26 protein-coding genes and 1 tRNA gene are annotated in these 26,056 nt (G+C 60.1%); 9 read left to right on the forward strand and 18 right to left on the reverse strand.

Annotated features, from left to right (window positions below):
• Nucleotides 1–19: 19 nt before the first annotated feature.
• Complete coding sequence (locus DTQ13_RS00420; RefSeq protein ID WP_248460714.1) at nucleotides 20–943, forward strand: glycosyltransferase family 2 protein; 924 nt, start codon at nucleotides 20–22, stop codon at nucleotides 941–943.
• Between the two features lie 46 nt (nucleotides 944–989).
• Here the strand turns inward: DTQ13_RS00420 and DTQ13_RS00425 are convergent, their stop codons facing one another.
• From DTQ13_RS00425 to DTQ13_RS00455, 7 genes are read right to left on the reverse strand one after another with little or no spacing between them, the layout of a single operon-like run.
• On the reverse strand, nucleotides 990–2,312 hold the full coding sequence (locus DTQ13_RS00425) for a dihydroorotase (protein ID WP_248460715.1): 1,323 nt from the start codon (nucleotides 2,310–2,312) through the stop codon (nucleotides 990–992).
• 51 nt (nucleotides 2,313–2,363) lie between these two features.
• A complete protein-coding gene (locus DTQ13_RS00430) occupies nucleotides 2,364–3,269 on the reverse strand; it encodes a glycosyltransferase family 9 protein (protein ID WP_248460718.1) in 906 nt (301 codons plus the stop codon).
• Nucleotides 3,266–3,961 (reverse strand): DNA polymerase III subunit epsilon, encoded by a 696-nt coding sequence (gene dnaQ / locus DTQ13_RS00435; protein WP_248460720.1) that lies wholly within the window; start codon nucleotides 3,959–3,961, stop codon nucleotides 3,266–3,268. The genes DTQ13_RS00430 and dnaQ overlap by 4 nt, the downstream gene beginning before the upstream one ends.
• A 1-nt stretch (nucleotide 3,962) precedes the next feature.
• On the reverse strand, nucleotides 3,963–4,577 hold the full coding sequence (gene coaE, locus DTQ13_RS00440) for a dephospho-CoA kinase (protein WP_081563202.1): 615 nt from the start codon (nucleotides 4,575–4,577) through the stop codon (nucleotides 3,963–3,965).
• Nucleotides 4,578–4,601: 24 nt separating this feature from the next.
• Nucleotides 4,602–5,450, reverse strand: a complete 849-nt coding sequence (locus DTQ13_RS00445) for a shikimate dehydrogenase (protein ID WP_248460721.1) — start codon at nucleotides 5,448–5,450, stop codon at nucleotides 4,602–4,604.
• Nucleotides 5,447–6,235, reverse strand: a complete 789-nt coding sequence (locus DTQ13_RS00450) for an N-formylglutamate amidohydrolase (RefSeq protein WP_248460723.1) — start codon at nucleotides 6,233–6,235, stop codon at nucleotides 5,447–5,449. Before DTQ13_RS00450 ends, DTQ13_RS00445 begins: the two co-directional genes overlap by 4 nt.
• 11 nt (nucleotides 6,236–6,246) lie before the next feature.
• Nucleotides 6,247–6,831 (reverse strand): TlpA disulfide reductase family protein, encoded by a 585-nt coding sequence (locus DTQ13_RS00455; protein WP_181005209.1) that lies wholly within the window; start codon nucleotides 6,829–6,831, stop codon nucleotides 6,247–6,249.
• Here DTQ13_RS00455 and argH point away from each other — a divergent pair.
• Nucleotides 6,830–8,272, forward strand: coding sequence for an argininosuccinate lyase (gene argH / locus DTQ13_RS00460; RefSeq protein WP_043559990.1), 1,443 nt, complete (start codon nucleotides 6,830–6,832; stop codon nucleotides 8,270–8,272). The two genes, DTQ13_RS00455 and argH, sit on opposite strands and share 2 nt — an antisense overlap.
• 399 nt (nucleotides 8,273–8,671) lie before the next feature.
• Nucleotides 8,672–9,100 carry a hypothetical protein gene (locus DTQ13_RS00465; protein ID WP_248460724.1) on the forward strand — a complete coding sequence of 143 codons (429 nt, stop codon included), beginning with the start codon at nucleotides 8,672–8,674 and terminating at the stop codon, nucleotides 9,098–9,100.
• An 18-nt stretch (nucleotides 9,101–9,118) separates the two neighbouring features.
• On the opposite strand, the gene DTQ13_RS00470 is transcribed toward DTQ13_RS00465, so the two are convergent.
• From DTQ13_RS00470 to DTQ13_RS00500, 7 genes are read right to left on the reverse strand one after another with little or no spacing between them, the layout of a single operon-like run.
• Complete coding sequence (locus DTQ13_RS00470; protein ID WP_192848240.1) at nucleotides 9,119–9,907, reverse strand: MBL fold metallo-hydrolase; 789 nt, start codon at nucleotides 9,905–9,907, stop codon at nucleotides 9,119–9,121.
• Nucleotides 9,904–10,689, reverse strand: coding sequence for a TatD family hydrolase (locus DTQ13_RS00475; RefSeq protein ID WP_043559984.1), 786 nt, complete (start codon nucleotides 10,687–10,689; stop codon nucleotides 9,904–9,906). Before DTQ13_RS00475 ends, DTQ13_RS00470 begins: the two co-directional genes overlap by 4 nt.
• Entirely contained in the window at nucleotides 10,686–12,227 is a 1,542-nt protein-coding gene (gene metG, locus DTQ13_RS00480) for a methionine--tRNA ligase (protein WP_248460735.1), read from the reverse strand. The genes DTQ13_RS00475 and metG overlap by 4 nt, the downstream gene beginning before the upstream one ends.
• Before the next feature lie 51 nt (nucleotides 12,228–12,278).
• Nucleotides 12,279–13,187, reverse strand: coding sequence for a DNA polymerase III subunit delta' (locus DTQ13_RS00485; protein ID WP_086431523.1), 909 nt, complete (start codon nucleotides 13,185–13,187; stop codon nucleotides 12,279–12,281).
• Between the two features lie 23 nt (nucleotides 13,188–13,210).
• Entirely contained in the window at nucleotides 13,211–13,867 is a 657-nt protein-coding gene (gene tmk, locus DTQ13_RS00490; RefSeq protein WP_043559977.1) for a dTMP kinase, read from the reverse strand.
• On the reverse strand, nucleotides 13,854–15,140 hold the full coding sequence (locus tag DTQ13_RS00495) for a D-alanyl-D-alanine carboxypeptidase family protein (protein WP_043561153.1): 1,287 nt from the start codon (nucleotides 15,138–15,140) through the stop codon (nucleotides 13,854–13,856). Before DTQ13_RS00495 ends, tmk begins: the two co-directional genes overlap by 14 nt.
• A 57-nt stretch (nucleotides 15,141–15,197) precedes the next feature.
• On the reverse strand, nucleotides 15,198–16,220 hold the full coding sequence (locus tag DTQ13_RS00500) for a lytic transglycosylase domain-containing protein (RefSeq protein ID WP_043559976.1): 1,023 nt from the start codon (nucleotides 16,218–16,220) through the stop codon (nucleotides 15,198–15,200).
• A gap of 150 nt (nucleotides 16,221–16,370) precedes the next feature.
• On the opposite strand from DTQ13_RS00500, the gene DTQ13_RS00505 reads away from it, so the two are divergent.
• Together DTQ13_RS00505 and DTQ13_RS00510 are read left to right on the forward strand one after the other, a co-directional pair.
• Nucleotides 16,371–16,916, forward strand: a complete 546-nt coding sequence (locus DTQ13_RS00505; RefSeq protein WP_086431524.1) for a DedA family protein — start codon at nucleotides 16,371–16,373, stop codon at nucleotides 16,914–16,916.
• 3 nt (nucleotides 16,917–16,919) lie between these two features.
• Nucleotides 16,920–17,984 (forward strand): D-alanine--D-alanine ligase, encoded by a 1,065-nt coding sequence (locus DTQ13_RS00510; protein ID WP_248460736.1) that lies wholly within the window; start codon nucleotides 16,920–16,922, stop codon nucleotides 17,982–17,984.
• Between the two features lie 71 nt (nucleotides 17,985–18,055).
• Here the strand turns inward: DTQ13_RS00510 and DTQ13_RS00515 are convergent, their stop codons facing one another.
• Nucleotides 18,056–18,514 (reverse strand): MlaD family protein, encoded by a 459-nt coding sequence (locus DTQ13_RS00515; protein ID WP_043559972.1) that lies wholly within the window; start codon nucleotides 18,512–18,514, stop codon nucleotides 18,056–18,058.
• Between the two features lie 165 nt (nucleotides 18,515–18,679).
• Here DTQ13_RS00515 and DTQ13_RS00520 point away from each other — a divergent pair, with 165 nt between their 5' ends.
• The 3 genes from DTQ13_RS00520 to DTQ13_RS00530 all read left to right on the forward strand — a co-directional run bounded on the left by DTQ13_RS00520 (nucleotide 18,680) and on the right by DTQ13_RS00530 (nucleotide 22,830).
• Nucleotides 18,680–19,540 (forward strand): undecaprenyl-diphosphate phosphatase, encoded by an 861-nt coding sequence (locus tag DTQ13_RS00520; protein WP_043559970.1) that lies wholly within the window; start codon nucleotides 18,680–18,682, stop codon nucleotides 19,538–19,540.
• 131 nt (nucleotides 19,541–19,671) lie between these two features.
• Nucleotides 19,672–21,174, forward strand: coding sequence for an APC family permease (locus DTQ13_RS00525; protein ID WP_081563208.1), 1,503 nt, complete (start codon nucleotides 19,672–19,674; stop codon nucleotides 21,172–21,174).
• A 114-nt stretch (nucleotides 21,175–21,288) separates the two neighbouring features.
• Nucleotides 21,289–22,830, forward strand: coding sequence for an APC family permease (locus DTQ13_RS00530; protein WP_081563209.1), 1,542 nt, complete (start codon nucleotides 21,289–21,291; stop codon nucleotides 22,828–22,830).
• 58 nt (nucleotides 22,831–22,888) lie between these two features.
• Here DTQ13_RS00530 and DTQ13_RS00535 read toward each other — a convergent pair whose 3' ends face one another.
• Nucleotides 22,889–24,094: a mechanosensitive ion channel family protein gene (locus DTQ13_RS00535; protein ID WP_081563210.1), complete on the reverse strand. Its 1,206-nt coding sequence runs from the start codon at nucleotides 24,092–24,094 to the stop codon at nucleotides 22,889–22,891.
• 182 nt (nucleotides 24,095–24,276) lie between these two features.
• Here DTQ13_RS00535 and DTQ13_RS00540 point away from each other — a divergent pair.
• A tRNA-Met gene (locus DTQ13_RS00540) sits at nucleotides 24,277–24,351 on the forward strand.
• A 177-nt stretch (nucleotides 24,352–24,528) separates the two neighbouring features.
• On the opposite strand, the gene DTQ13_RS00545 is transcribed toward DTQ13_RS00540, so the two are convergent.
• Both DTQ13_RS00545 and prmC read right to left on the reverse strand, forming a co-directional pair.
• Complete coding sequence (locus DTQ13_RS00545; protein WP_081563211.1) at nucleotides 24,529–24,987, reverse strand: DUF4167 domain-containing protein; 459 nt, start codon at nucleotides 24,985–24,987, stop codon at nucleotides 24,529–24,531.
• Nucleotides 24,988–25,187: 200 nt separating this feature from the next.
• On the reverse strand, nucleotides 25,188–26,027 hold the full coding sequence (gene prmC, locus DTQ13_RS00550) for a peptide chain release factor N(5)-glutamine methyltransferase (protein WP_248460737.1): 840 nt from the start codon (nucleotides 26,025–26,027) through the stop codon (nucleotides 25,188–25,190).
• Between the last annotated feature and the right edge of the window lie 29 nt (nucleotides 26,028–26,056).

Below are 26,056 nucleotides of genomic sequence, written 5' to 3' on the forward strand. Positions count from 1 at the left end.
CCCCCCCATCGTCAAGGTCATGATGATGCAGAAGGATGAGGGGCCCCGCCTTGCCCGCTGGCTGACCCATTATGCCTGCCTCTTCGGCATGGAAAATCTTCTCATCTTTGATAACGGATCGGAAGAGGTCACCACTCTGGCCCTGCTGGATGAAGCCGAACGATGCGGCGCCCATGTCCGGCGGGATCTGGATACGGCGTTTGATTTCCAGAACAAGGGCGGGCATTTCACGAACGTCATACGCTCCCTGAATCAGGATGCAGAGTATGATTTCGCCCTGCCGGTAGATTGCGATGAACTGCTCTGCGTTTTTACGGAGACCGGGCTTTCTCTAGGAAAGGCAGACATTCTGGCCGAGTTTGCACGCCTGAAGCCTTGGGGCTGCCCCTTCCGCATCGAGCTGAGCCTGTTCAACCTGCCTGGGGACGGACATGAAGGCTGGTACGCCCCCAACCGTCATTTTCACAAAGGCTTCGTGCCCGCCTACCACGACGCCACCATCGACAATGGGCACCATGCCCCTGCTCTGGCCAACACCACGGATGTGAAAATGACACGTTTTGTCTATCTCCACAGCCACAACCGGCCCTATCAGGAAATGATCGACCTCTCCCGGGCAAAACTGATGCCCGAAATGGAGAGCCCTGACGATGTATTTGACCGGCAGAAGATTCTTGCTCACCTCTCCAGACCACACTGCCCGGGCAGTCATCTCTGCCACATGCTTCTCCGCTCCCATGACGAGTATGAGACTCTCTACCGGGATGAGGTTCACATCTATTTTCGTGAGGGCCTGCCCCTGATCCGTTCCCGGTCTGGCAGGCTTCATGTCTGGAACAGCCACGCCTATCTGGCCCGTCACCCTGATGTGGCAGGCTATGAATCAGGACCACTGGCCCATTATCTGATGTATGGCTTTCCCGAAGGACGCAGCCTCCACTAACCGGAAAGGGGCCCCTCCCGCCGGAAGGGCCCCTCTTTTTCTCCCCTCAAGGCTGGAAGCTGATGGGACGCCCCACATTGCTGGTGACGATCTCATCATCCTGCATCACGACCTGCCCCCGGACGATGGTCCCCACGGGCCAGCCCGTGACGGTCTTTCCATCATAAGGTGTCCAGCCTGCGGGAGAGGCGATCCAGTCATTGGTGATGGTCCGCTGCTTCTTCATGTCCACAAGGGTGATGTCACCATCGAACCCGACGGCCAGACGGCCCTTGTTCGGCAGCCCATAGACCCGGGCCGGACCAGCGGCCATAACGTCCACGAGCCGGGTCAGGCTCAGACGCCCTGCATTGACGTGATCCAGCATCAGCGGAACGATCGTCTGCACGCCCGTCAGGCCGGATGGACATTCCAGCCACGGCAGTTCCTTGGCCTCTTTGGGGTGCGGCGCATGGTCGGAAGACACCACATCCACCCGTCCATCCCGCAGGGCGGCCCAGCCTGCCTCAAAATGACGCCGCTCATTCCGCAGCGGAGGGTTCATCACGGCCTTGCCACCCAGACGCTCATAACAGCCCGGCCCTTCGTTGGTCAGATGATTGACCAGAACCTCCACCGTGGCATGACGGCGGTTTTCGCCCAGAAGAATGAACTCTTCTTCCGTTGAGACATGCAGGATATGGATGGGCCGCCCCGTCTTGCGGGACAGGGCCAGGATACGCTGCGTACCCCGAATGGCACATTCCGCATCCCGCCACTCGGCATGACAGTGGTAAGGCTGCCCCGGCTCGAACAGCTTCCGCCGCTCCCGCAGGCGGTATTCATCCTCCGAGTGGAAGGACACACGGCGATGGCCGGAGCGCAGGACCGCCTCGATCCCCTCATCATCCTCGATCATGAGATCGCCGGTCGAAGACCCCGCAAAAACCTTGACGCCACAGACACCCTCTTCCTGCTCGAACTCGGCCAGAAGGGGCGTGTTCTCCCGGGTCGCACCAATATACATGGCGACGTCAATATTCGCCGTCTCCACGATACGCTGACGCTTCCAGTCCAGCATCTTCCTGTCCGTGATGGTCGGGTTGGTGTTCGGCATGTCAAACACAGCCGTGATGCCACCCAGAGCCGCCGCCCGGGTGCCTGTCTCCAGCGTTTCAGCTTCCGGCTTGCCGGGATCACGCAGATGCACGTGAGAGTCGATCAGCCCGGGCAGGACATGCAGGCCCGTGGCATCAATGACACGGTCAGCCTCATCACTGGCGGAAACGGACAGGGAAGCGATCCGCTGATCACGGATGCCGATGTCGGCCTGTGCCTCACCCCATGGAAATACGCACCGTCCATTACGGATTATGAGATCAAAATGCATGATGTCTCCCTGAAAAATCTGTCATCGTTTCATCACAGTGATGACCGGTTCTTACCCCTCTCCGGACCATTCATAAAGAGAGAGGGCGGCCTGACAGACATCTTCAGCCTTCAGGCCCTCCATGTTTCCGGCACCGGGCGGGCCGGGAGCCTCAACCACAGCCGTCCAGCGGCCAGAAGGCGCATATTCTGCGGCACGGCTGGGACCGAACAGGCCCAGCGTTGGCACGTCCAGAGCTGCTGACAGGTGCATCAGCCCTGAATCACTCCCGACAAACAGGCAGCAGCGGACCAGCAGGGCTGCAACCTGCGCCAGTGAATATCTCCCGCCAAGGTCCAGAGCCTCCGGCATGGCAGCCCGGGCCGGAGCGGCCAGCCTCGCCTCCCGCTCTCCCGGACCGTAGAACAGGACAGGACGCATCCCCTCTGCCCCCAGCCGGTCTGCAAGAGCCGCAAAAGATGAGGCAGGCCAGAGTTTCGTCTCCGTTCCTGCTGTCGGAGCCAGAGCCAGCCAGCGGATATCACCGGGCAGGAGGCGGGCGGCCATGTCCTGCTCCTCCGGTCCCAGCCAGACATGCGGACGGAAGGGCTGCCTGAAGCCCAGCGACCGGGCCTGCTGCTCCAGCTTCAGCCCTGTCCGCCTGCCCCCCCTGACGACATGACGGGAACGGCTCCATACTCCATAGGCCAGAGGCGATGAACGGAGATCCACCACCACTTCCCAGCGATGGCGCACAACCTGCCACCACAGGGCCAGCCAGTGCCTGTTATGAGGCTTCTTCTCCACCACGATGATCCGCTCGCAACGGGGCATGTACCGGAACAGGTCCTGCACGGCCGGACCGCAGGCGATGGTGAATCGGGCCTGAGGATGACGCTCCATCATCCCGGCCAGCGCCCCCATGGCAATCACGGCATCACCAAGACGATGCGCCGTGATGAAGAGGATGCGTTTCACTCCTGCAACCAGATCGGGTCTGACAGGGTTGCGAGAAATTCGGCATGACGGGCCAGAGTGGCCTCATCCGGTGATGGCATGGGGCGGGCCTTGCGACCCGTCACGGCCCTGCGCTTTCCCGCCCCACCCGGGTCGGCAGCCTGCTGCCGGTCACTGCCCAGACCAAGGCCACGCTGCCGCCCCCCGATCAGCTCCACATACACGTCGGCCAGCAGGCGGCAGTCCAGCAGGGCATTGTGGGTGCCACGCTCGGAGAGGTCGATCCCGAAACGGCGGCAGAGGGCGTCCAGATTGGCAGGCATCCCGGGGAATTTCTTCCGGGCCATGATGACAGTGTCAATGGCCCGACTGTCATAATCCAGCACGGGACGTCCGGCCCGCTTCAGCTCCGCATTGATGAACTTGAAGTCGAACGGTGCATTATGGGCGATCATCTTCCCGTCACCGATGAACTCTAGGAACTCATCAGCAATGTCAGCGAAAAGAGGTTTCCCTTCCAGGTCCGCCAGCGTGAAACCATGCACCTTCGTGGCCTCGGGGGGAATGTCCCGTTCGGGATTCACCAGCACATGGAAATAATTCCCCGTCCGCAGGTCATTCACCAGCTCCAGGGCGGCAATTTCGATCACCCTGTCCCCGGTATCCGGGTCCAGCCCTGTCGTCTCGGTATCAAAAAGAATGGAACGGGTCATGTCATCGTCTTTCACGCATCTGCCACAGGGAGGCCAGAATGGCACGGACCTGACGGGCCGCACAGGCACGGGAGAGGCCCGTCCTTATCACGATATCGGCCCGGCGTCGCCGCTCCCTGTCCGGCATCTGCCGGGCCAGCAGGGCTTTCGCATCCGCCTCGCTCATCTGCCCACCCCTCCTGTAACGCCGCCGGATGCGGGACAGACGGACAGACAGCGGAGCCGACACCACCATGACGAGCGTACAGTCCCGATCCGCCCCCGTTTCCCACAGAAGGGGAATGTCCAGAACACAGAACGGCACCTGACGGGACCGGCAACGCCTCAGAAAAGCCTGTCTCTCCTGCCGGACCATCGGATGGATGATGGCTTCCAGCCGGGGCAGGACGGTTGGATCGGCCGCTATGAGGCGACGCAGGGCTGCCCTGTCCAGCACGCCATCATGCACGATGCCGGGAAACGCCTTCTGCAGGGCAGGAACCGCCCGCCCATGAGGGGCCTGAAGCTGACGGACGCAGGCATCGGCATCAAAAACAGGCACACCCGCCCTGCGGAAGAGAGATGCCACCGTACTCTTCCCGGCGGCCATGCCACCCGTCAGCCCCAGAACCTTCACGAACAGGCCCCGACCATCACCATGTCAGGAAAGGCCATGCCGGGCGAGGTCCTGCGCCAGAAGGTCAAAACTGGCTTCATCGGCTTCTGGCAGCACGCCGAACCATTCCTGAAACCCGGCCCGTGCCTGACAGATCAGCATGCCCAGCCCGTCCACGGTGCGGAAGCCACGCTCCTGCGCTGCCTTCAGCAGAGGTGTCTGCCGAGGCGTATAGACGATGTCCGCCACGCTCAGCCCCTCCTGCCCCTTCTGCAGCAGGCTGGACCATGCCGTGTCATCACGTCCTCCCATGCCCAGTGATGTCGCATTGACGAGCAGATTCATCTCTCCCAGCCTGCTGGGCCAGTCTGTCCAGTCCAGCACGATTCCACCCCCCAGGGCCTGCACCAGAGCCTCGGCCCGGGAAGCTGTACGGTTGGAAATGAAGACCTCACAGCCACGATCCTGTAACGCTGCCGCTACGGCCCGGGCGGCTCCCCCCGCCCCGAGGATGAGAGCACGCCCTTCCAGCCTCACGCCATGAGCCAGAAGATTGTCGCAGAAGCCGGTGCCATCGGTGCAGTCGCCAATAACCCGCCCCTCCACAAAACGCAGCGTATTGGCTGCCCCGGCCCGGCGGGCCGTTTCTGTCAGTTCGTCACAGAGGCTGAAAGCCTCCTCCTTGTGTGGAATCGTGACATTCACCCCACGGAACCCCGCTGCCGCCAGCCCCTTCAGGGCCGTTTCCAGCTGTCCCGGCTTGACCGGCAGCGGCACATAGGCCCCGTTGACCTGATGCACCCGGCACCAGTGGTTATGCAACATGGGAGACCGGGAATGATCGACCGGCCAGCCTATCACGCCAGCCAGTCTGGTCCTGCCATCAATCGTCACGCCATCTCCTTCCGTCTTTCCCAGAAGCGGGGCAGCAGACGGGCCAGACGCTCCGCCCAGAGCTTCTGCCCCACTTCATCACTGATGAGGTCCTGCCTTATCTCAATCTCAAGGGCTGGCAGATTCCGCCGTCCGGCGTGATAGGGCACGCTGTATTCATTCTGGCTGTTCAGCACATAGGGCTGGTTGTCCCCCACATGGAGGCCGCCTTCCTCCTCCAGCAATGTCCGCATCAGGCGGGCTGAGTGAGGGTCATGATCGTGCAGCAGCCCGATGTCCCACGGGCGTCTCCGCCCATCCTGCATGGCAGGAGTGAAACTGTGCAGGGACACGAACAACGTCGTTTCCGGCTTCCGTCGGGCCAGATGGCGTTCTATCTCATCGTGATAGGCATGAAGAATGGCCTCTTCCCGCTGCCGTCTCTCCACAGCTGACAGGCCCTGATTCCCCGGCACGGGCGCACCGTCACTGACGGGAGGAATGGAGGTCGGATGCCCGGCAGCCCGGTTGCAGTCGATCACGAGGCGGGAATAGACCTGCTCCACAAGCAGGCAGCCGAGAGCCTGCTGGAGGTGCCTCCCCACTTCCCGGATGCCAATATCATAGGCGATGTGCCTGTCCCATTCATCCACGGGCAGGCCAAGATCACCCAGCCTTTCTGGCACGGCACGACCCGCATGGTCGCTGATCATGACGAAAGGACTGTCCGTCACCGCTGCATGGACATGATAAGGGCGGGCCTCACTCTCCCCCAGAAGGGGCATGGCCTCAGTCTGCCTGTTCATCACGCCCAACCTCACTCAACCTGATGAAGAAGGGAGCGGACCGTGCTGGCCGCAGCGGCGTCCTTCCACTCCACGCCGCCATCAGAAATGGCCCGCACCTGCCCCTGGGCATCAATCAGCAGCGTCATGGGCAGTCCGGGTTCCCGAAGACTCTTCAGGAACGGATCCACAGCCTGACGCTCCGCCGTCCAGACGGGCAGGCCCTCGGCATGGAGACGGGGCAGGGCTGCCTGAACACGCTCCGGTGAACCACTGTCCAGAGCAACGGGGATCACGGGCAGATCGGGATTTCTGTCCAGAAAAGCGGCCAGCTGGGGCAGCTCTTCCCGACAGGGTGTGCACCATGTGGCCCAGAGATGCAGCATGTACGGCTTCCCCGCCTTCATGGGCAGGCTTGCCTTCGTGCCGCCCAGCCCCGCAATGGCCAGCGTGACCGGGGCTGACAGGGCCGGTTCCGGCTCCAGCTCCTGCAAACTCTGCAACGCTTCAGCCCGCACACAATTGTGCCACAGGCCCGCAGCCGCTACACTCAGCCAGCCCGCCAGAACGGCGCATGTACGAATCTTTTTCCAGTTTCTGATCATATCGGTCCTCATGACGCACAATAATACCAGCAACGCCTCCCCTGCAAACAGACCCGCCAGCACGGACGCTGCCAACCCCCAGTGGGGTGGCCGTTTCGCCAGCGGTCCGGCAGCCATCATGGAGGAGATCAACGCCTCCATCGGGTTCGACAGAATTCTCTGGCGGCAGGATATCCGTGGCTCCCTCGCCCATGCTGCCATGCTCCGCAAGGTTGGCCTGCTGACAGAACAGGAAGAAGCCGAAATCCAGCAGGGTCTGGCCGATATTGCCACGGAAATCGAAGAAGGCCGCTTCGCTTTCTCCCCGGCACTGGAAGATATTCACATGAATATCGAGTCCCGCCTGTCCGAGCGGATCGGGGAAGCCGGAAAGCGGCTGCACACCGCCCGTTCCCGCAATGACCAGATTGCCACGGACTTCCGCCTCTGGGTCCGGGATTCCATCGACGGCATCGTGGAACAGACGGAAGCCCTGATGCGCACCCTCGCCCGCCGTGCACTGGAATATCATGACACCCCCATGCCGGGTTTCACCCATCTTCAGGTCGCCCAGCCCGTCACCTTCGGTCATCATCTGCTGGCTTATGTGGAAATGCTGGCCCGTGATGCCTCCCGCCTGCGTGATGCCCGCCGCCGGATGAATGAATGCCCGCTGGGGTCTGCCGCCCTGGCAGGCACGTCCTTCCCCATCGACCGGGACATGACGGCGCAGGCCCTCGGTTTCGACCGCCCGACGTCAAACTCGCTGGATGCCGTGTCCGACCGCGACTTTGCGCTGGAATATCTGTCTGTCCTCTCCATGGAGGCCATGCATCTCTCCCGCCTTTCGGAAGAGATCGTGCAGTGGGCCTCTGCGGCCTTCAATTTCGTCCATCTGTCCGACGCCTTCACCACCGGCTCCTCCATCATGCCACAGAAGCGCAACCCGGATGCTGCCGAGCTGGTCCGTGCCAAGGTGGGCCGCATCACCGGCGATCTGATCGGGCTGCTGACGGTCATGAAAGGTCTGCCACTGGCCTATGCGAAGGACACGCAGGAAGACAAGGAACCCGTCTTTGACGCCACGACGGCCATCACCCTGTCCTTGGCCGCCATGGAAGGGATGATCCGGGACCTCAAACCAAACAAGGAACGGATGCGGGAGCTGGCAGGTGCTGGCTTCTCCACCGCCACGGACCTTGCCGACTGGCTGGTGCGGGAGCTGCGTCTGCCCTTCCGCACGGCCCATCATGTCACAGGGCGTCTTGTCAGTCTGGCCGAGCAGAAAGGCTGCGATCTGGCCGACCTTTCACTCGAAGACATGCAGGCCGTGGAATCAGGCATCAACAGGTCCATCTATGACGTCCTGACCGTGGACTCCTCCCTCGCCTCCCGCACCAGCCACGGCGGCACGGCACCAGCCAATGTGCAGGCACAGGCCAAGGGGTGGCTGGAACAGCTTGGACAGGCCTGAACGGAGAGATGATCATGCATCGGCTTCAATCCTCTTTCATGACGAGGGCCGTTCTGGCCCTCATGGGTGGCGTTTTCCTGCTGGGACTGAGCGCCTGCGGCCGACCGGGGGCTCCCAAGCCTCCCGGCCCGTCTGAGAAAGTGACGTATCCGCAGATATATCCGCCAGAATGAAATGACGTGATTCTTCAGAAATCATGCGAGAGATTATCAAGAAAGGTGAAAGTGGGAGTTCCTGCTTTCACCTTTTCTCATGATTACAGGGCATTGACCGCAAAAACTGGCTATTTACCAATAAGAATGACTGATAACAGATAAAAGATTTTCCTTTCTTCACGCTTTATCAAGATGACCTTCCTAGAGTAACCCTGCAATCTGCCTTGTTCAGGATGGAGTGGTCATGATGGTAACGCTGACAGAAATCATTCTGAAGGATCCAGCCCGTTATGAGTACATGCGGGCTGGCAACACGACTCCCTTCTGGGTCTCTCCTGCCATGAAAACAGAACTTCGCCTGCTCGGCCCGACAGGCAACGTCATACCCTGCCAACACCACCACAGGGGATGGTTCAACTTCCTTCTCCCCGCTGAAACACCTCATGTCTTCCTGGACATGACGGCCACTACCCTGCTGGATCAGACCATCAGAGACGTGATCCTGTTCATGGGGGCTCAGGAATGGTCTCTACCCGTTCCTTCTGCTCTCACCCGTTCTCCCAGACAGAGCAACCAGGCCAGAACTGCCTGGGTCGGCCTCCCACCCATGCCCCGCTGGGTACGGGGGCTCTTCTGCGTGCATCTTGAACGGGACAGATTAAACGCTGCCTGAACAGGCAGTCTCCCCCAGTCAGAGGGTCAGGACCAGGCCATCCCGGGCTGGGCGGACGTCTTCGGGCAGGCTTTCGCAGAGCTGGCCGTAATCCATGTCCGGCCCCATGTGGGTCAGGACCGTATGCCGGGGCCGGAACTGCTGCCGCCATTCCATGACACGCCCCAACCAGCCATGAGATGGATGTGCCTCCCGCTGGAAGCACCCGACGACCCAGCAGGACAGGCCATGCAGAACGGCCTGTGATTCTGTGGGGAAACTCTCAACATCCGTACAATAGGCAAACGACCCGAGACGCAGGCCGAGACTTGTCGTCCAGCCATGCTTCTGCGGGAAGATGCAGCCTTCCAGCGGGCCGACCTTCAGCGGGCCATGGGTGGGAATTTCCTGCACGTCAAAAGCAGGACGATAGAAGGTGCCTCCCTCCCACGGCCGGAAAGCGTAGTCGAAACGCTGCCGCAGCTCGGCCAGAACCTCTGCCGTGGCCAGAAGCTGGATCGGCCGACCGATCACACGATTGACAGCCCTCAATTCATCCAGCCCACCGATATGGTCACTGTGAGCGTGCGTGTAGAACACGGCATCAATATGGGTCAGCCCGTTTGCCAGCATCTGCTGCCGCAGGTCTGGCCCACTGTCGACCAGAAGACGGAACCCCTCATGCTCGATCACGATGGATGAACGCAGACGGCGATTCCGCCTGTCTGTCGGATCGCACGCACCCCATAGGCCCGTTCCGGCCCCTTCCTCACCCCCGATCATGGGGACGCCAGCGGAGCCACCACAACCGAGAATCGTGATCTTCATACGGCTACCCGTGTGAAGAGACGCCGTGTGTTGGCTTGCGTAATCTCCACCAGCCGCTCACCCGTCAGACCACGTTCTTCGGCCAGACGAGCCGCCGTATGCACGACATAGCCCGGCGTGTTCGGCTTGCCCCGCTTGGGAACGGGGGCCAGAAAAGGACTGTCTGTTTCCACGAGGATACGGTCCTCCGGCGCATGACGGGCCACGTCCCGGATTTCTTCACACTTCTTGAAGGTCAGAAGCCCGGAAAAGCTCAGGTACCCCCCCAGCTCCAGAGCGGCTCCGGCCAGCTTCGGACCGGAGGCAAAGCAATGGATCAGAAAAGGGAAAGCCCCCTTCTCATGCTCGTCCCGCAGAATGGCGATGGTGTCATCATCCGCCTGTCTCGTATGGATGACCAGCGGCAGACCCGTCACACGGGCTGCCTCGATATGACGGCGGAAGGATGCATGCTGGACTGGTTTCACCTCCTCCGTGCCATGAAAATAATCAAGGCCAGACTCCCCGATGGCCGCTACCTGCGGAGCCTCAAGCTCTGCCAGCATGTCATCAAGACTGGGAAGAGCCTCCTCATGGGCATGATCGGGATGTGTGCCCAACGCACACCAGATACGCAGGTCCGGACTGTCATGCTCCGTCAGGGCCTTCTGCCTGGCCCGTTCTGACCAGCGTGTCCCGATCGTGACCATTCCCGCCAGACCAGCCTGCCGGGCAAAATCCAGACTGGCAGGGAGGTCTTCCAGACGGTCCAGATGGCAGTGCGTGTCAATCAGCCCCTTCATGCGTCCTTCTCTTCCTCCACGAAACGGGGGAACAGACCTTGTGGCTTGGGCAGGGTACGCCCACCGGGCAGTGGTGTTTCCAGCGCAGCGATATGACGCTCGCCCTTCTCCACACCCAGCTGGTCCAGCATCTTCTCCATCGTATCTGGCATATAGGGCTGGAGGAGCGTCGCCACGGTGCGGATCACATCCACCAGAACCCGCAGCACATCCGCCATGCGGGCCGGATTTTCCTTCTTCAGCACCCAGGGGGCCTGCCGGTCGATATAGGCATTGGCCTCCCGGATGAGCTTCCAGATATCTTCCAGCGCATCACTGATGGCCAGACGCTCGATATGCGTGCGTGTGAGAGACGGCAGCAGGGTGGCCTGGGCCAGAATCTTCTCATCATCCTCTGTCAGGGCACCACGTTCCGGCAGGACACCCTGAAGATTGCGGGCCACCTGACTGAGCGTCCGCTGGGCAAGATTGCCAAGGTCGTTGGCCAGTTCGACATTCATCCGTGTGATGAGGGAACGGCGGCTGAAATTGGAATCCCCACCAAAGGGCACTTCCCGCATCAGGAAGAAGCGCAGCTGGTCCAGCCCGAACTCATCGGCCAGAGCCTTGGGGTCCAGCACGTTGCCGAGAGACTTGCTCATCTTCTCACCCTCGACCGTCCACCAGCCATGAGCGAAAACCCGTTTCGGCAGCGGTAGACCGGCCGCCATAAGGAAGGCCGGCCAGTAGATGCAGTGGAAGCGTATGATCTCCTTGCCCACCACATGCACGTCGGCGGGCCAGTGAACATGCCGGGGATCCTTCATGTCCGGATAACCAACGGCTGTCAGATAATTCGCCAGCGCATCGAACCAGACATACATGACATGGTCCGGGTCACCCGGCACCTCCACGCCCCAGCGGAAGCTGGTCCGACTGATGGAGAGGTCCCGCAGCCCCTGCTTCACGAAGCTGACCACCTCCCGTTTCGGACCATGCGGGCCGATGAAATCGGGATTTTCTTCATACAGCTTCAGCAGCCTGTCCTGAAAATCGGAAAGGCGGAAAAAGTAGGATGGTTCCCGCACCCACTCCAGCGGCGCGCCGGAAGGTGCCGTCCGGCTGCCGTCGGGATGCCGGGTGATCTCATCCTCACCGACAAACATCTCATCCCGGGTGGAGTACCAGCCTTCATAGGCCTCGAGATAGATATGACCATTTTCGGCAACCTTCTCCCAAAGGGTCTGGGCTGCCTTCTTGTGTCGGGCTTCTGTCGTGCGGATGAACTCATCCGTCTGGACCGCCATGTCCTTCTGCATCTGGCGGAAGCTCTGGGAGATGCGGTCCGCAAAATCCTGCGGAGGAACATTCTGCGCCTTTGCGCTCTGCTCCACCTTCTGTCCATGCTCGTCCGTCCCGCTGACGAACAGAACATCGTTGCCATCCAGCCGATGGAAACGGGCGATCACATCACAGGCGATGGAGGTATAAGCGTGGCCGATATGCGGCGCACCATTCACATAGAAAATGGGAGTCGTGATGGTGAAATGCCGCTTCATGATCTATCTGTCCTGTCGTCCAAATTTTACCAAAACCCACAACCGGGCCTGCTACCCCTGGCGGGCCAGAGCAAGGACTTCCCGGATGGCCTCGGCCCTGTCAAGGCTGAAGCGCTCACTCTGCAACCGCATCTGCCCCAACCGCCCGGCCCGATCCGCCATGAGAGCTGCCCGGGGCAGATCTCCCGCAAAGGCGGCATCCCGTGCCTGACCGGCCAGTGCCTCGCCTAGCAGATCGCACACTAACGCAAAACCCTCTGCTTCACGAGCGATCTGGCTGACGATCACCCAATTTTCATGATCCAGCTCTTCACCGGCCAATGCCCGCTCCACCAGCCCGGCACAGATGCCGTCCCGGTCCTGTGCCAGAAACAGGGCACGACCGGGAGACCCATGGGCACGGTGCAGGACATCATCCGGCACGTCAGGCAGAACGGCCTTCATGTCAGCCTCATCCAGCCCGGCCAGGGCCAGCACACGGCAACGGCTCCGCAATGTCGGCAGCAATGTGCCCGGTGAAGAAGTCGTCAGGAAGAGAGCGGTCTTCGGCGGAGGTTCCTCAAGAATCTTCAGCAGCGCATTGGCGGCAAAACGGTTCAGACTTTCCAGCCCGTCCACGACCACGACCCGCCAGCCACCCTCCGTGGCCGTGTGATGCAGAAAATTCTGGATGGGCTGGACATCAGCAACCGTGATCTCCCCCTTCAGCTGTCCCTTGCGGGGGTCCATCTTCCGGGCAATCGTCAACAGATCTCCATGCGTCCCCGCAGAGATGCGCCGTCCAGCAGGACTTTCCAGATCGCTGCCCCCCAGCAGCCTGCGGGCCAGATGGAACGCCAATGTCACCTTGCCTACACCGGACGGGCCAGAAATCAGCCACGCATGATGCAGCCTGCCAGACGCAAAAGACTCTTCAAACTGCTGTATAGCTGCCTGATGCCCATACACATGGGCTGCCAAACGTGGTTCAGGCGGGGTCCCCCTCACGCAGCGCCCTCTCCAGCCATATGCTGCCGCACGAGAGCGTATAGGTGCGCCTGCACCTCTTCCAGCGACTGGCTGGCATCAACCCGCCGGATGCGGGCAGGATCCTTCTCGGCAATATCCTGAAAACCAGCCCGCACACGCTGATGAAACTGCATCTGCTGTCCCTCGTACCTGTCCAGCTTTCCACCCCGCCGGGAAATACGCTGACGGGCCACTTCGCAGGGCAGGTCCAGCCATAACGTTACATCAGGCTCTCCTCCCACGACCTGCCGCAAGGAGCGGATATACTCCAGAACTTCTGCCCGGCCCTCTCCGATTCCATACCCTTGATAGGCCCATGTGGAATCATGGAACCGATCACAGAGGACGATTTTCCCTTCTGCCAGAGCCGGTCGGATTGCCTTGGCGAGGTGATCCGCCCGGGCCGCCATATGAAGCATGATCTCCGCCTGCCAGCAGAAACTCTCCTCCCCAAAAAGAAGCAGGTTCCGCAACGCTTCGGCTGCTGGCGTCCCACCGGGCTCTCTCGTCTGGAAAACCGGGAAACCAGCGCCTTCCAGCTGCTCGGAAAGGCGGGCCAGCTGCGTGCTTTTGCCCGCACCTTCCCCCCCTTCCAATGTAATGAACACTCCCCCGGTCTTACTGCGGAGCATGGCCGAACCGTGACAGGATCCGCCCTGCAAAGCCAAGCTCACCGACCGGAGACACCGTATAAAGTGGTGAATAGACCCTGGGCTGACCTGGCAGGCCAACGGAAACATGGCCAGACTTCTGCCCTGCTGCCACCGGTGCCGGAATGGGGGACGGATAATCCACGCTGATCTGCACTTTCGAGGACCAGCCGACAGGGATGGTCAGGCTGACATCCTCCGCAACAGCCAGACCAACCGTGCGATGCTCCCCATTCCACACGGCAGCGGCCGGCTCCACAACCTGCCCCTTGTGCAGCAGCTGAACCGTCTCAAAACTGGAGAATGCCCAGCTCATCAGCCGCTCACCCTCATGAGCACGCTCATTGGTAGAGGCAGTCCCATTGATGACGACAATGACACGGTTGCCGTTCCGTTCTGAACTGGCACACAGGCCAAACCCCCCTGCATCGGTATGGCCAGTCTTCAGACCATCAGCCAGCCCCTTGTCGACCAGCACATTGCGGTTCCCCTGACGGATATGGTTGAAGGTGAATTCCTTCTCCCCGAAGAACCCGTAATAACGGGGGAAATCACGAATGAGATGCTGCGCCAGCATGGCCACATCCTGAGCGCACATGTAATGGCTGGCATCCGGCAGACCGGTCACGTTCATGAAATGAGAGTTGCGTAAGCCAATGCGCTGGGCTGCCTCGTTCATCAAGGCCACGAAACGCTCTTCAGACCCCGCAATCCCCTCCGCCAGCACGACACAGGCATCATTGCCGGACTGGATGAGCATGCCACGGATCAGATTCTCCACGCTGACAGAACTGCCAAGCGGGACAAACATGCGGGAACCTTCCATCTTCCAGGCCCTGGAGCTGACAGGGAATTCCTGCTCCAGCCGGATACGCCCGGAGGCCAGAAAAGCAAAAACGACATAGGCCGTCATCATCTTGGTAAGGGATGATGGCGGCATCCGCTCTTCCGCATTGCGACTCAGCAACACCGTCCCCGTCGTGCTGTCGAGAATATAGGCCCAACGGGCAGAGGTCGGCATGGGGCCCATTGGAGTCACGGCATCCCCCACGACCGAATCGGTGGCCGGACCTGCTTCCTTCACCTGCCCTGCCGGACGCCCCCGCCCCTGCCTGTGCAGCCCGGCGGCCTGCCCGGCCCGTGATGATGCCAGCAGGGAACATGCCGTAAAACCGGCAACTCCCCCCATGAGAGAACGTCTTGTCTGCACGTCAATCCCCGCACTGCATGCCCGCCATACCGGCGGGGCCTTCATGAAAAAACCTGCGATGCCCGCCATGCGGGCCACCCGGCACCATGCCGGACGGCGTGATTATCGGGTCATCCTATCGCCCAGAATCCCGACCGCCAATGCATAATAATCGGAAGGATTGTAGGCCCGTATCGCACGGAAATTATGATAAACGAGGAAGGCCTGTCCACCAGGTCCATCCGGCTGGAGCAGGCTGCCCGTAGCCTGCGGTGCCAGGAACCCGGAAGACTGGACCGGCCTCACCCCCATAGCCTGCCACGTGCTGACAGGATGCACGGGGGCATGGCGGGATTTCGTGGCAGCCAGAGCCGTGAACTGCCCATTGCTCCCCAGCGGGACCACAACCTCTTCTCCCCAGGGTTCACCACGCCGCCAGCCCGACCGTCCCAGGTAATTGGCAATGGAGGCAAAAACATCCGCTTCGGAACTCCAGATATTCGCCTTTCCATCACCATCACCATCCGCCGCAAAACGCAGATAGGCACTCGGCATGAACTGAGGCTGCCCCATGGCACCGGCATAGCTGCCCAGCATGCTGGCCGGACTGATGACCCCCTGAGCCAATATCTGCATGGCCTTGATCAGCTCGCTACGGAAAAAGGCAGCCCGCCTGCCATCAAAGGCCAGAGTGGCCAAGGCCTCGATGACATTAAAACGGCCCTGATGCTCTCCAAACCCTGATTCCAGCCCCCATATGCCCATGATGGCGTTGTCATCACAGCCCAGCGTCTGCCCCAAAGGCGACAGTGTCCCCCGCACCCTCTGCCAGGCCTGCCGCCCTTTTTCTTCCCGGGCAGACGAGATCACACGTGCACGGTACTGCGCCCATGTCAGGGTAAATTCCGGCTGGTGCCGGTCCAGCCGCAAAACCTCCTGATTGGGGGCCTGAGCCAGCGCCAGGGACTGCTCCACAATAGCCGACGGCACACCAGCCGACAGGGCCTGCTGCCGCACACCTCCCAGGAATGCTGCATAATCAGCCGTCCCCCGAGAGGCCACCGCCCGACCACCTGCCCAGGCAGGCAGACCGCCCATCATCAACCCTCCCGCCGTGGCAGCCAGAAAATGACGCCTCTTCATCATTCCACTTCCCATCACGCCTGATCTCCCCTTCATCATCCAAAGGAACGCCCCGATATACCCGGCACTGCCGATTGCGGACAGACGCATTTCATGGCACAGTCCCGCCAACCACAGCCAGGACCGTTCTTTGTGATCCGTATCAGCGCTATCATGGCGTCCCAGCCTGTCTGGCTGAAAGCCTTTTCTGTCATCCTTGGTACCTTTATCCTGGAAGATGTTGCAACCGTCCTGGCGGCCATTGCGTCCAAAGGAAACCAGATTTCCATCCCTCTGGCACTTGGCAGCCTTTATGCCGGGGTGGCCCTGGGTGACATGGGCCTTTATGCCCTCGGTCTGGCAGGAAGCCGATGGACGTTCCTGCGCCGTTTCCTGACCCTCCCCAGCGAGGAGCAGGCAAAACGGTGGTTCTCCCGCAACATCATAGGGGTTGTGGCCATTTCCCGCTTTGTTCCAGGCAGCCGCCTGCCGCTCTATACGGCCTGCGGTTTCTTCCGTGCGCCCTTTCTGGCCTTCGCCCTGACGGCCATAGGCGCAACGCTGGTCTGGACAAGCCTGCTCTTCCTGCTGGCACTGCATGTTGGCGGGTGGCTTCTGGCGCATCAGGGTGGCTGGCGCTGGGCGGGAATCATCGGCTTCATCCTCTGCATTTTCCTGATGGGACGTTTCATCAGCCACCTGCAACGTAGGAACACATAGTCCATGACAGCACCTTCTTCCCATCACAAGACGCTGTCCCTCTTCGAGTTCTGGCCCGACAGCATTTTCTATACCCCCATCGTCATCTACTGGATTCTCATGGGGTTACGTCATGGAGACCTCAGCATCTCCACGGCTGCCAATCCCCGTATCGAAACAGGTGGCCTCTGTGGCGAGAGCAAAAGCTCCATTCTGGACATGGTCGGCCCCACGGCCCGAGAGGCCATTGCCCCGTATCGGATCATTCATAACGGAGCTGATGCAGCCCGGGATGTGCTGGCCGCCATGAAGGAAATGGGGATCGACTTCCCGGTCGTGCTCAAGCCTGACATCGGCTGTAACGGTACGGGAGTGAGGCTGATCACCTCCCTGGCCATGCTCCACGAGGTGCTGCCACTCTTCCCGGCGGGTGTGGCCCTGATGGTGCAGCAGCTCATCACCTACCCGATGGAAGCAGGCATCTTCTATATCCGTCATCCTGATGAGCCTGTCGGCCGCATCACCTCCCTCACTTACAAGGAAGCCCCTGTCCTGACTGGCAATGGTCGCTCCACACTCAAGGAGCTCATCATGGCCGACCCCCGGATGCGACAGGTGCCACAGCTCTATCTGCCCCGTATCAGTGGCCGTGAAACCGAGATTCTGCCCGCCGGAGAAACGCTGTCACTGGTTTTTGCCGGAAATCACTGCAAGGGGTCCATCTTCCGGAATGGGAGGCCGGACGTCACTCCGGCACTCACGGAACGCATCAACGCCATCATGCTTGACATACCGGACTTCCATTTCGGCCGGATCGACCTCAAGATGGCTTCACCAGAAGCTCTGAAGCGTGGGGAAGACTTTCAGATCATCGAGATCAATGGGGTCGGGTCAGAGGCCATCCATATCTGGGACCGGCGCACGACTCTGATAGAAGCCTACCGCACCCAGATCTACCATTACCGGCAGGCCTTCCTCATCGGTGCTGCAAAAAAGAAAGAAGGCTGGAAAAGTTCCGGCATTCTGGGGATGCTCCGCTCCTGGCTGAAGCAGCGGCGCCTGCTGGCGTCCTACCCGACCAACGACTGAGGCAGGCAACAACCGGGCCAGATCCCGCCGGTCCTTTCCCGCCCGGCGGGAGCCCGGCGGGAAAACACAGCCTAAAGCCTGCCCGCACCAAATATGTAATTGCTGATCTGCTGCTCCAGAGACAGCAGGGGATGGGCATCCAGAATGGTGGCACCAGCCGGCAATGTCTGCCCTGCCTTGCCGGGCAGCAGCTGAAGGGCATTGTCCCCGCCAATGGTCGGTGCCGCAATGGCCACAGCCGTATCCTGCGGGAGCTTCAGATCATCCCGTACGGCAAACTGCACGTCCACGATGGCGGTTTCCGGATTCAGCGTGATGGAACGCACACGCCCCACGGTTACACCGCCAAGGTCCACGTCAGCCCCCTCATCCAGACCATTCGCGGAACTGAATGTCGCATGATAGCCTGTCATGTGGCGATCCGGCCCCTCCAGCAGGCCCAGCCCATAGGCAACGAACCCGCCGGCTGCCAGAAGAACACAGCTGCTGGCAATGAATGCTCCGCCACGCCCTTTAAGGATCGCCCACATAGATACCTCGAAATTCACGCCCCAGTCTGCTAGCCTTGCGACCGGAGAAGCTGATTTCATGAAAAACAACAGAACGTTACCGCTACCATAGATGGGACTTTCCCACCAGCATCCGTCACGGCTTTTCCTCAATCTCCCCCACCTCCAGACAGACCATGGTTCCGCATGACAGATCTCCAGGCCTTCATCCTCGCCATCATCCAGGGCATCACGGAACCCTTCCCTGTCAGCAGCCTTGGCCATGCCGTCCTTCTGCCCGGAATCCTTCACTGGTCGCTGGATGAACACAGCCCGACCTTCCTGCCCTTTCTGACCATGCTGCATGTCGGCACGCTGGTGGCTCTGGCGCATGTCTTCTGGGGGGACTGGCGGGCTATCCTGCTCGGCCTCTTCTCCCCCCGCAGGACAGCCAGAACCCGCAACAAGGCGATCCACCTGTGCAGCCTGCTTGTCGTGGCCACAATACCAGCCGTCATCATGGGCGGACTGTTTGAGCACCACCTGCGGCTCGTTTTTGCCAATCCGCTCATGGTGGCAGGATTCCTGACCCTCAACGGCCTGCTGCTCATCCTGACGGAGATCATGCGCCGCCGGGCCCTCCGGCATGAACAGGACAATGCCTACCAGACACAGGAACTCTCCTGGAAAGATGCCCTCATCATCGGCCTCTGGCAATGTCTGGCCCTGTTCCCCGGGCTATCACGCTCCGGTGCCACCATTAATGGTGGGCTGATGCGGGGACTGGACCATCTGACAGCGACACGCTTTTCCCTGCTCATGGCCCAGCCGATCATTCTGGCAGCCACGGCCAAAGAGGCCTGGCAGCTCCGCCATGTCCATCTCTCCAGCAGCATGATCACGCAGTCCCTCATCGGCGCTGTCGTGGCTGGCGTAACGGCCCTCATCTGCTCCCGGCTCCTGCTGCGCTTCTTCCATGATGACAACCGGCACACCCTGACAGGATTCGGCATTTACTGCATCCTTGCAGGCCTTGGCAGCGCCTGCCTTCTTCATTTTCACCCCTGAGCACAGAAAAACTCCGCAAGCATAATTTACAAAGGCTTTCCAAGGAGTCATGAATAAAAACATTCCGGTATCATACCGTTCCAGCCCCGTTATGCAGGAATCGTGACACTCATGCCCCAGCTGACCACGCCATGAACAAGGCGCGCCGCAAGACCCTCTCCCAGATACAGTCCGCTGGTGAACAGCATAACTTCAAGCGCAGCCTTGGCGCCACGCAGCTCCTGCTCATGGGCGTGGGGACCGCCATTGGAGCGGGCGTGTACGTCATCACGGGGACGGCGGCAGCAGAGTATGCCGGGCCTTCCGTCCTTCTCTCTTTCCTGATTGCCGCTGCGGCGTGCCTGTTCACGGCACTCTGTTATGGGGAGCTGGCCTCCACCTTCCCTGTCTCCGGGTCAGCCTATGCTTATGCCTATCTCTCCATGGGCGAGAAAATGGCATGGGTGACCGGCTGGCTGCTCATACTGGAATATGGCATTGCCGGTACCGCCGTGGCGGCCGGCTTTTCGGGCTACCTGACATCCCTGCTCAGTGGGTTCGGCATCCATCTTCCGGCTGTCATTTCCCAGACAACCTTTCAGTCCATCCCTCATTCAAGTACCGGCCTGCTGGCCTTTCATCCCAGCTTCAACCTGATCGGCCTGGTTGTCATGCTGTTCATCAGCCTGGTCCTGACCCGTGGGATTGAGGTCGCAGCACGGTTCAACACGGCCTTCGTCAGCATCAAGATCGGCGTGCTGGCACTGTTTGTCGGGGTTGGCCTGTTCTATCTCCATCCTGCCTACTGGCACCCATTCATCCCGCCTTCGGAAGGGAATTTCCATTTCGGCGTGGCTGGCATCTTCCGGGCTGCCTCGATCATCTTCTTTGCCTATGGTGGTTTCGAAACCGTCTCCACCGCAGCGGCAGAAGCCCGCAACCCCACCAGGGATGTGCCCATAGGCATCATCGGCAGTCTCATCATCTGTACGTTGGTTTATGTCACCGTGGCGGCCGTACTGCTGGGCATTGCGCCCTATCAGATGCTGGATGTGCCAGACCCTCTGGCCATCGCAACGGGCCTCATGAATCAGCCGTGGATGGCCTTTCTCATCAATGCAGGGGCCACGGTCGGGCTGTTCTCCGTTCTTATCGGTCTGCTTTATGCAATTTCCCGCATGGTCCACGCCATCAGCCATGACGGACTTCTACCGGGCATCTTCAGCGTCGTGCATCCACGCTTCAGGACACCATGGCTGGCCACGCTGCTGCTGGGCCTCATCCTGGGGCTGATGAGCGCCACCATGCCCATCGCACTGCTGGGGGATCTGCTCTGCATTGGCACCACACTGGCCTTCAGCATCGTCTGCTTCACTGTCATCTGGCAACGCAACAGGGCACCGGAGACACACCGGCCCTTCCAGGTGCCACTCGGAGGAATCCGCATCCGGGGGATCTGGCTGGGCATCACGCCCATGCTGGGCATTTTCTTCTGCCTCTGCATGATTGTTCCCCTGGGGCTGAACATACTGCACGTCACCCTGCAGGGTAACATCATCCCGCTGGCCTTCTTCATCCTCTATACAGGGCTGGGTTTTGCGACCTATCTGTTCTATGGACGGCATAACTCGACCATGAAGCAGCCTCCATCCTGAAGGGCGCAGGCTGCTGCATGGTTTCCATTTCCGATTACGAGGCGAGGATGGCCGCAGGGGCAACCTGCCCATCCATCAAGTCCGCTGTCTATTTCTGGATGATCCACCCTCTTTATGCGTAAACGTTCCTCCTCCTCCGCCAGGCGTCGTGATCCACGGCGCAAGACCATGAGCCAGATCACGGCAGAAAATGATTCCGTCACGCTCAAAAGAAGTCTGACAGCCACGCAGCTTCTGCTCATGGGGGTCGGAACGACCGTTGGGGCGGGCGTCTATGTCATGACGGGTACGGCGGCGGCTGAATATGCCGGACCTGCCGTGCTGCTCTCCTTCCTTGTAGCGGCGGCAGCCTGTCTCTTCACGGCTTTCTGTTATGGGGAGCTCTCTTCCACCTTCCCGGTATCCGGCTCCTCCTACTCCTATGCCTACATCTCCATGGGAGAACGGGCAGCATGGAATGTCAGCTGGCTGATGCTGCTTGAATACGGCATATCCTGCACCGCTGTGGCGGCTGGTCTTTCGGGCTACATGAACTCCCTGCTGGGCATTTTCAACATCCATCTGCCAGTCTGGCTGACACAGACAAGCCTTCAGCCGGTGCCCGGCTCCGAAGGAACAGCGCTGACAGCCGGATTCCGGCTGGACCTGATCGGCTTCATCTCCGTGTTGCTGGTAACCGCCCTGCTGGCCCGTGGTGTTGAAGAATCCGCCCGCTTCAACTCTCTCGTTGTCGCCCTGAAAATTGGTGTCCTGTTCCTCTTCCTCATCATCGGTGTCAGTTACATCACCCCGGCCAACTGGTTCCCCTTCATTCCACCGGCCCAGGCCCATTTCCACTTTGGTGTGGCTGGCATCTTCCGGGCAGCCTCAATCATATTCTTTGCCTATGGAGGGTTCGAAGCCGTTTCCACTGCTTCATCAGAGGCCCGCAATCCAACACGTGACATTCCCATCGGCATCATTGGCAGCCTGCTGATCTGTACGCTGATCTATGTTGCCGTAGCAGCCGTACTGCTGGGAATCGTGCCCTACAGCAAGCTGAATGTGGCTGACCCCCTGGCCGTTGCCACACAGGCCATGGGCAAACCGTGGCTGGCCCTGCTGGTGAATGGCGGCGCCACCATCGGCCTTTCCTCCGTCCTGCTGGGCCTGATGTATGGTCAGTCCCGCATCCTGCTGACCACCGGGCGGGACGGGCTCATCCCGTCCGTCTTTAGCAGGATCCACAAACGCTACCGCACACCAGCCCGTGGGACATTCATCATGGGGACCATCATTGCCCTGATGACAGCCACCCTGCCCATCGACATCATCAGCGATCTCGTTTCCCTCGGGACAGCACTGGCCTTCGCCATGGTCTGCTTTACGGTCATCTGGCAGCGCAATTATGCTGCCGATACCCGGCGCCCCTTCAGCGTGCCACTGGGAGGAATCCGTATCCGGGGATTCTGGATTGGCCTTACGCCTGTTCTGGGGATCATTTTCTGCCTGATCATGATCCTGCCACTGATCTTCAACATGATCCACGCCCTGCTGGGCGGCAATCCTGTTCCCGTCATTCTGCTGGTCACCTACTTCCTGATCGGTGCGCTGACCTATCGCTTCTACGGGTATCACAACTCCCGCATGGCCAATCCGTCAGCCTCAGCAGAATAATACCGCCCCCATCAGTCCTGACTTGCCCGAGACTGATGGGGGACCCTCCTTCGCCACACTATCTGCGCCCATCGGCCCTGCTACCGGGCCCCATGTAACTGCCCGGTGGCGGGCGATGTACTGGAGGAGACAAAAGGGTATCCGGGTCTGTCACATCCAGTTTTGCCCCTGTTTCCGGCGAAACGAACGCCACACGCCGCCGTGGCAGCGCCTGCGGGAACTCCGCCCGGATGCGGGCAATGGCTTTTTCCCGAATGTCACAACGCAGATCCCAGCTCTGCATGGCATTGCGGGCACTGGCAATGACACGGACCGACATGGCCTGATCTGTGCAGTCCGACACCTGGGCATCGAACACCTTGCCATCCCAGAGCGGGCAGCTTCGCACGATCTCCCTCAGCATATCCCGGATTTCATCCATTGGGGCATCATAATCAAGCCAGAGAAACACGACGCCGGTTATGGCGGCCGAGTTGTGCGTCCAATTTTCAAAGCGATTTTCAAGAAAATAGGAAATGGGCACGATATGGCGTCGCCAGTCCCAGACACGCAGCACGACATACGTTGCCGTGATTTCCTCCACCCAACACCAGTCACCATTGATGACGACCAGATCCTCCATCCGGATGGGCTGGGTGATGGCGATCTGCACCCCCGCTATCAGGTTCGTCAGAAGTCCCCGCGCCGAGAGACCGACAATCAGCGAGGCCGCTCCGGCAGAAGCAAAAAGGGACACACCATACTGTTTGACAGACGGAAAAAGCATCAGGGCCGAAGCAACCGTCACAAGGCCAATGAGAATCTCTCCAAGCCGCCGCAGCACCTTGATCTGTGTCTGATGAGCACGGGCCATGATATCATCCGCATAATCCAACCGTGCCAGACGATTCAGATATGCCTCTGACATCAGGCGGAACATGCTGATGAGAGAAAAGCCGAAAACCAGAATCAGCAGAAAGAAAAAGAACAGCCTGAGATTCTGCTCCTCCTCATATGAAAAGCCCGTGGCCGCTGGCAGCGCTGCCAGAAGGACCAGCAATGTAACCATGACCTGCATGGGCCGACGCAACACGCTGACGGTGTTGCGGATCATCGCCCCGCTGCGTGTACCAGGAATACGCAGGATCAGCGCACTCGCCCCATGTCCGGCATAAAACGCTGTCAGACCAACGATCACGAGCATCAGGATCGATACGATCGCAGGTGGCAACCAGGAAAGCGCATTGCTGAACGCAAAGAGGATGTTTGTGAAATGCTGGGACAAAAGGAAAAGCCCTCTGACTGAAGGTGTAACAGGCTGTCAGCGAAAAATGACAGCCTCTCCTCAGGAAGTGAATAGAAAAGAACAAAAAAACATGATGATAGCCCACCTCCCTGTTGACTTCCTCATCTGCCTGCCATAAAAGCACCTTCATCGGAAGGCAGATGCCTCCTGAAGGACATGATGGCGGCGTAGCTCAGCGGTAGAGCAGGGGAATCATAATCCCTTGGTCGGCGGTTCAAATCCGTCCGCCGCTACCATCTTCCCTTTTCCTATCCCCTGAAAATTTGCTGAATGAGCCGTTGCGGATGCCGTGCCTCTGGTGCTGGCAGGTATCTTCCCCATAATTTCAGAACACTGACAGCCTCATAAAAAGAAAGCAGGTTGACCTGAGCCAACCCGCCCTCTCTTGGTGCCGTACGGTCGGGAAAGTGGCCTCAGTCCTCGCTGTCCTGCTCGGCCTCTTCATCACGCTTTTCAGCACGACGACGACGCTCGGACGGACGACGCTCACTCACCGGGGCCGGAGCTGCCGCCTCGTCCTCATGCTCCTGACGTTCCCGGCGCTCCTGACGTGTCTGCTCATAATTGCGCTGCCGTTCGGCACGCTCCTGCTGGGCCGCCTGAGCTGCCTGATTCATGGCATTGAGCATACGGAAATAATGCTCGGCATGCTGGAAATAGGCCTCCGCCTGCACCCTGTCCCCGGTACCGGTGGCATCACGACCCAGCTGAAGATATTTTTCGAACAGCTGCTGGGCAGTGCCACGAATGCGCAGATCAGGCCCGTTGCTCTCAAAAACATGGTTCCGGTTCAGAGGAATCTGACCATTATTGCCACGGGATGCTCCTCCACCGCCGCCTGAACGATGATGACGGTTCCTCATTCGCTTCATATTTTCAAACCTGCAATCTTGTCACAATGGCGCCTTCAGCAGCCAATCTGCCGTTTCTTCCCATATTGTCCGAAGAAACATCACTCCCAGAGGAAACGACACTTTACCGCCTGACCGACAGCCATCACCGTAACGCTGTCCATCCCCTGTATCTTCCTGCGGCAATCTATCAGGCATCAGCCCATAAGCCAACTGCTTTCCTAAGAAAAGGCAAGCACCAGGGCACGCTCCACACCTCCCAGGTCCTTCCGGCACTCCAGCACCGCAAGTCCTTCCGCCTCGGCCAGTCCTGTGACAGCATCTGCCTGTCCCATCCCCAGCTCCAGCACGGCACACCCGTTCGGCATAAGCAGATGTGGCAGGCTCCGGCACAGGATGCGATAGGCCACCAAGCCATCATCTCCCCCATCCAGAGCCCGATGCGGTTCATATGCCGCAACATCAGGCATCAGATGGGCCATGTCCGCATGTTCAATATAGGGAGGATTGGACAACACGACATCAAAACGCCCTCCCACCGCAGCAGCCCAGTCTCCCGCCATAAAAGCCACCCGGCCCGACAGGCCATTGCGGCCTGCATTCCGTCGGGCAAGGGCGGCGGCGGCGGGAGCAATATCCACACCCAACCCCCAGGCTCGTGGATATTCACTCAGAGCAGACAGAAGCAGGCAGCCTGTGCCCGTTCCAAGGTCAAGAATGGATCTGACAGACTGACGATCCGGCTTATGGTCCAGCAGCGCTTCCAGCAGGGTCTCACTATCGCCCCGGGGGATCAATGTCTCCGGCGAGACATGAAAATCCAGTGTCCAGAAGCCCTGCTCCCCGGTAATGAAGGCAACCGGCTCCCGCTGGCTGCGGCGCTGAATGGCACGCTGGAAGCGGTCCACACCCTCGGCCGGAATCCCGTCATGCTGCATCAGCTCCATCCGGGTCCACCCGCAGGCCCAGCAGAGCAGCAAGCGAGCCTCGAATGCTGCCTCTTCAATCCCGGCCTGAAAAAGCCTCTCCCCGGCCTGCTGCAAAAGGTCTATTTTACGCATGAATTTCATTCCCTGACCTGTCGCCTCCC

Source organism: Parasaccharibacter sp. TMW 2.1888 (assembly GCF_023167265.1).
Taxonomy (GTDB): Bacteria; Pseudomonadota; Alphaproteobacteria; order Acetobacterales; family Acetobacteraceae; genus Bombella; species Bombella apis.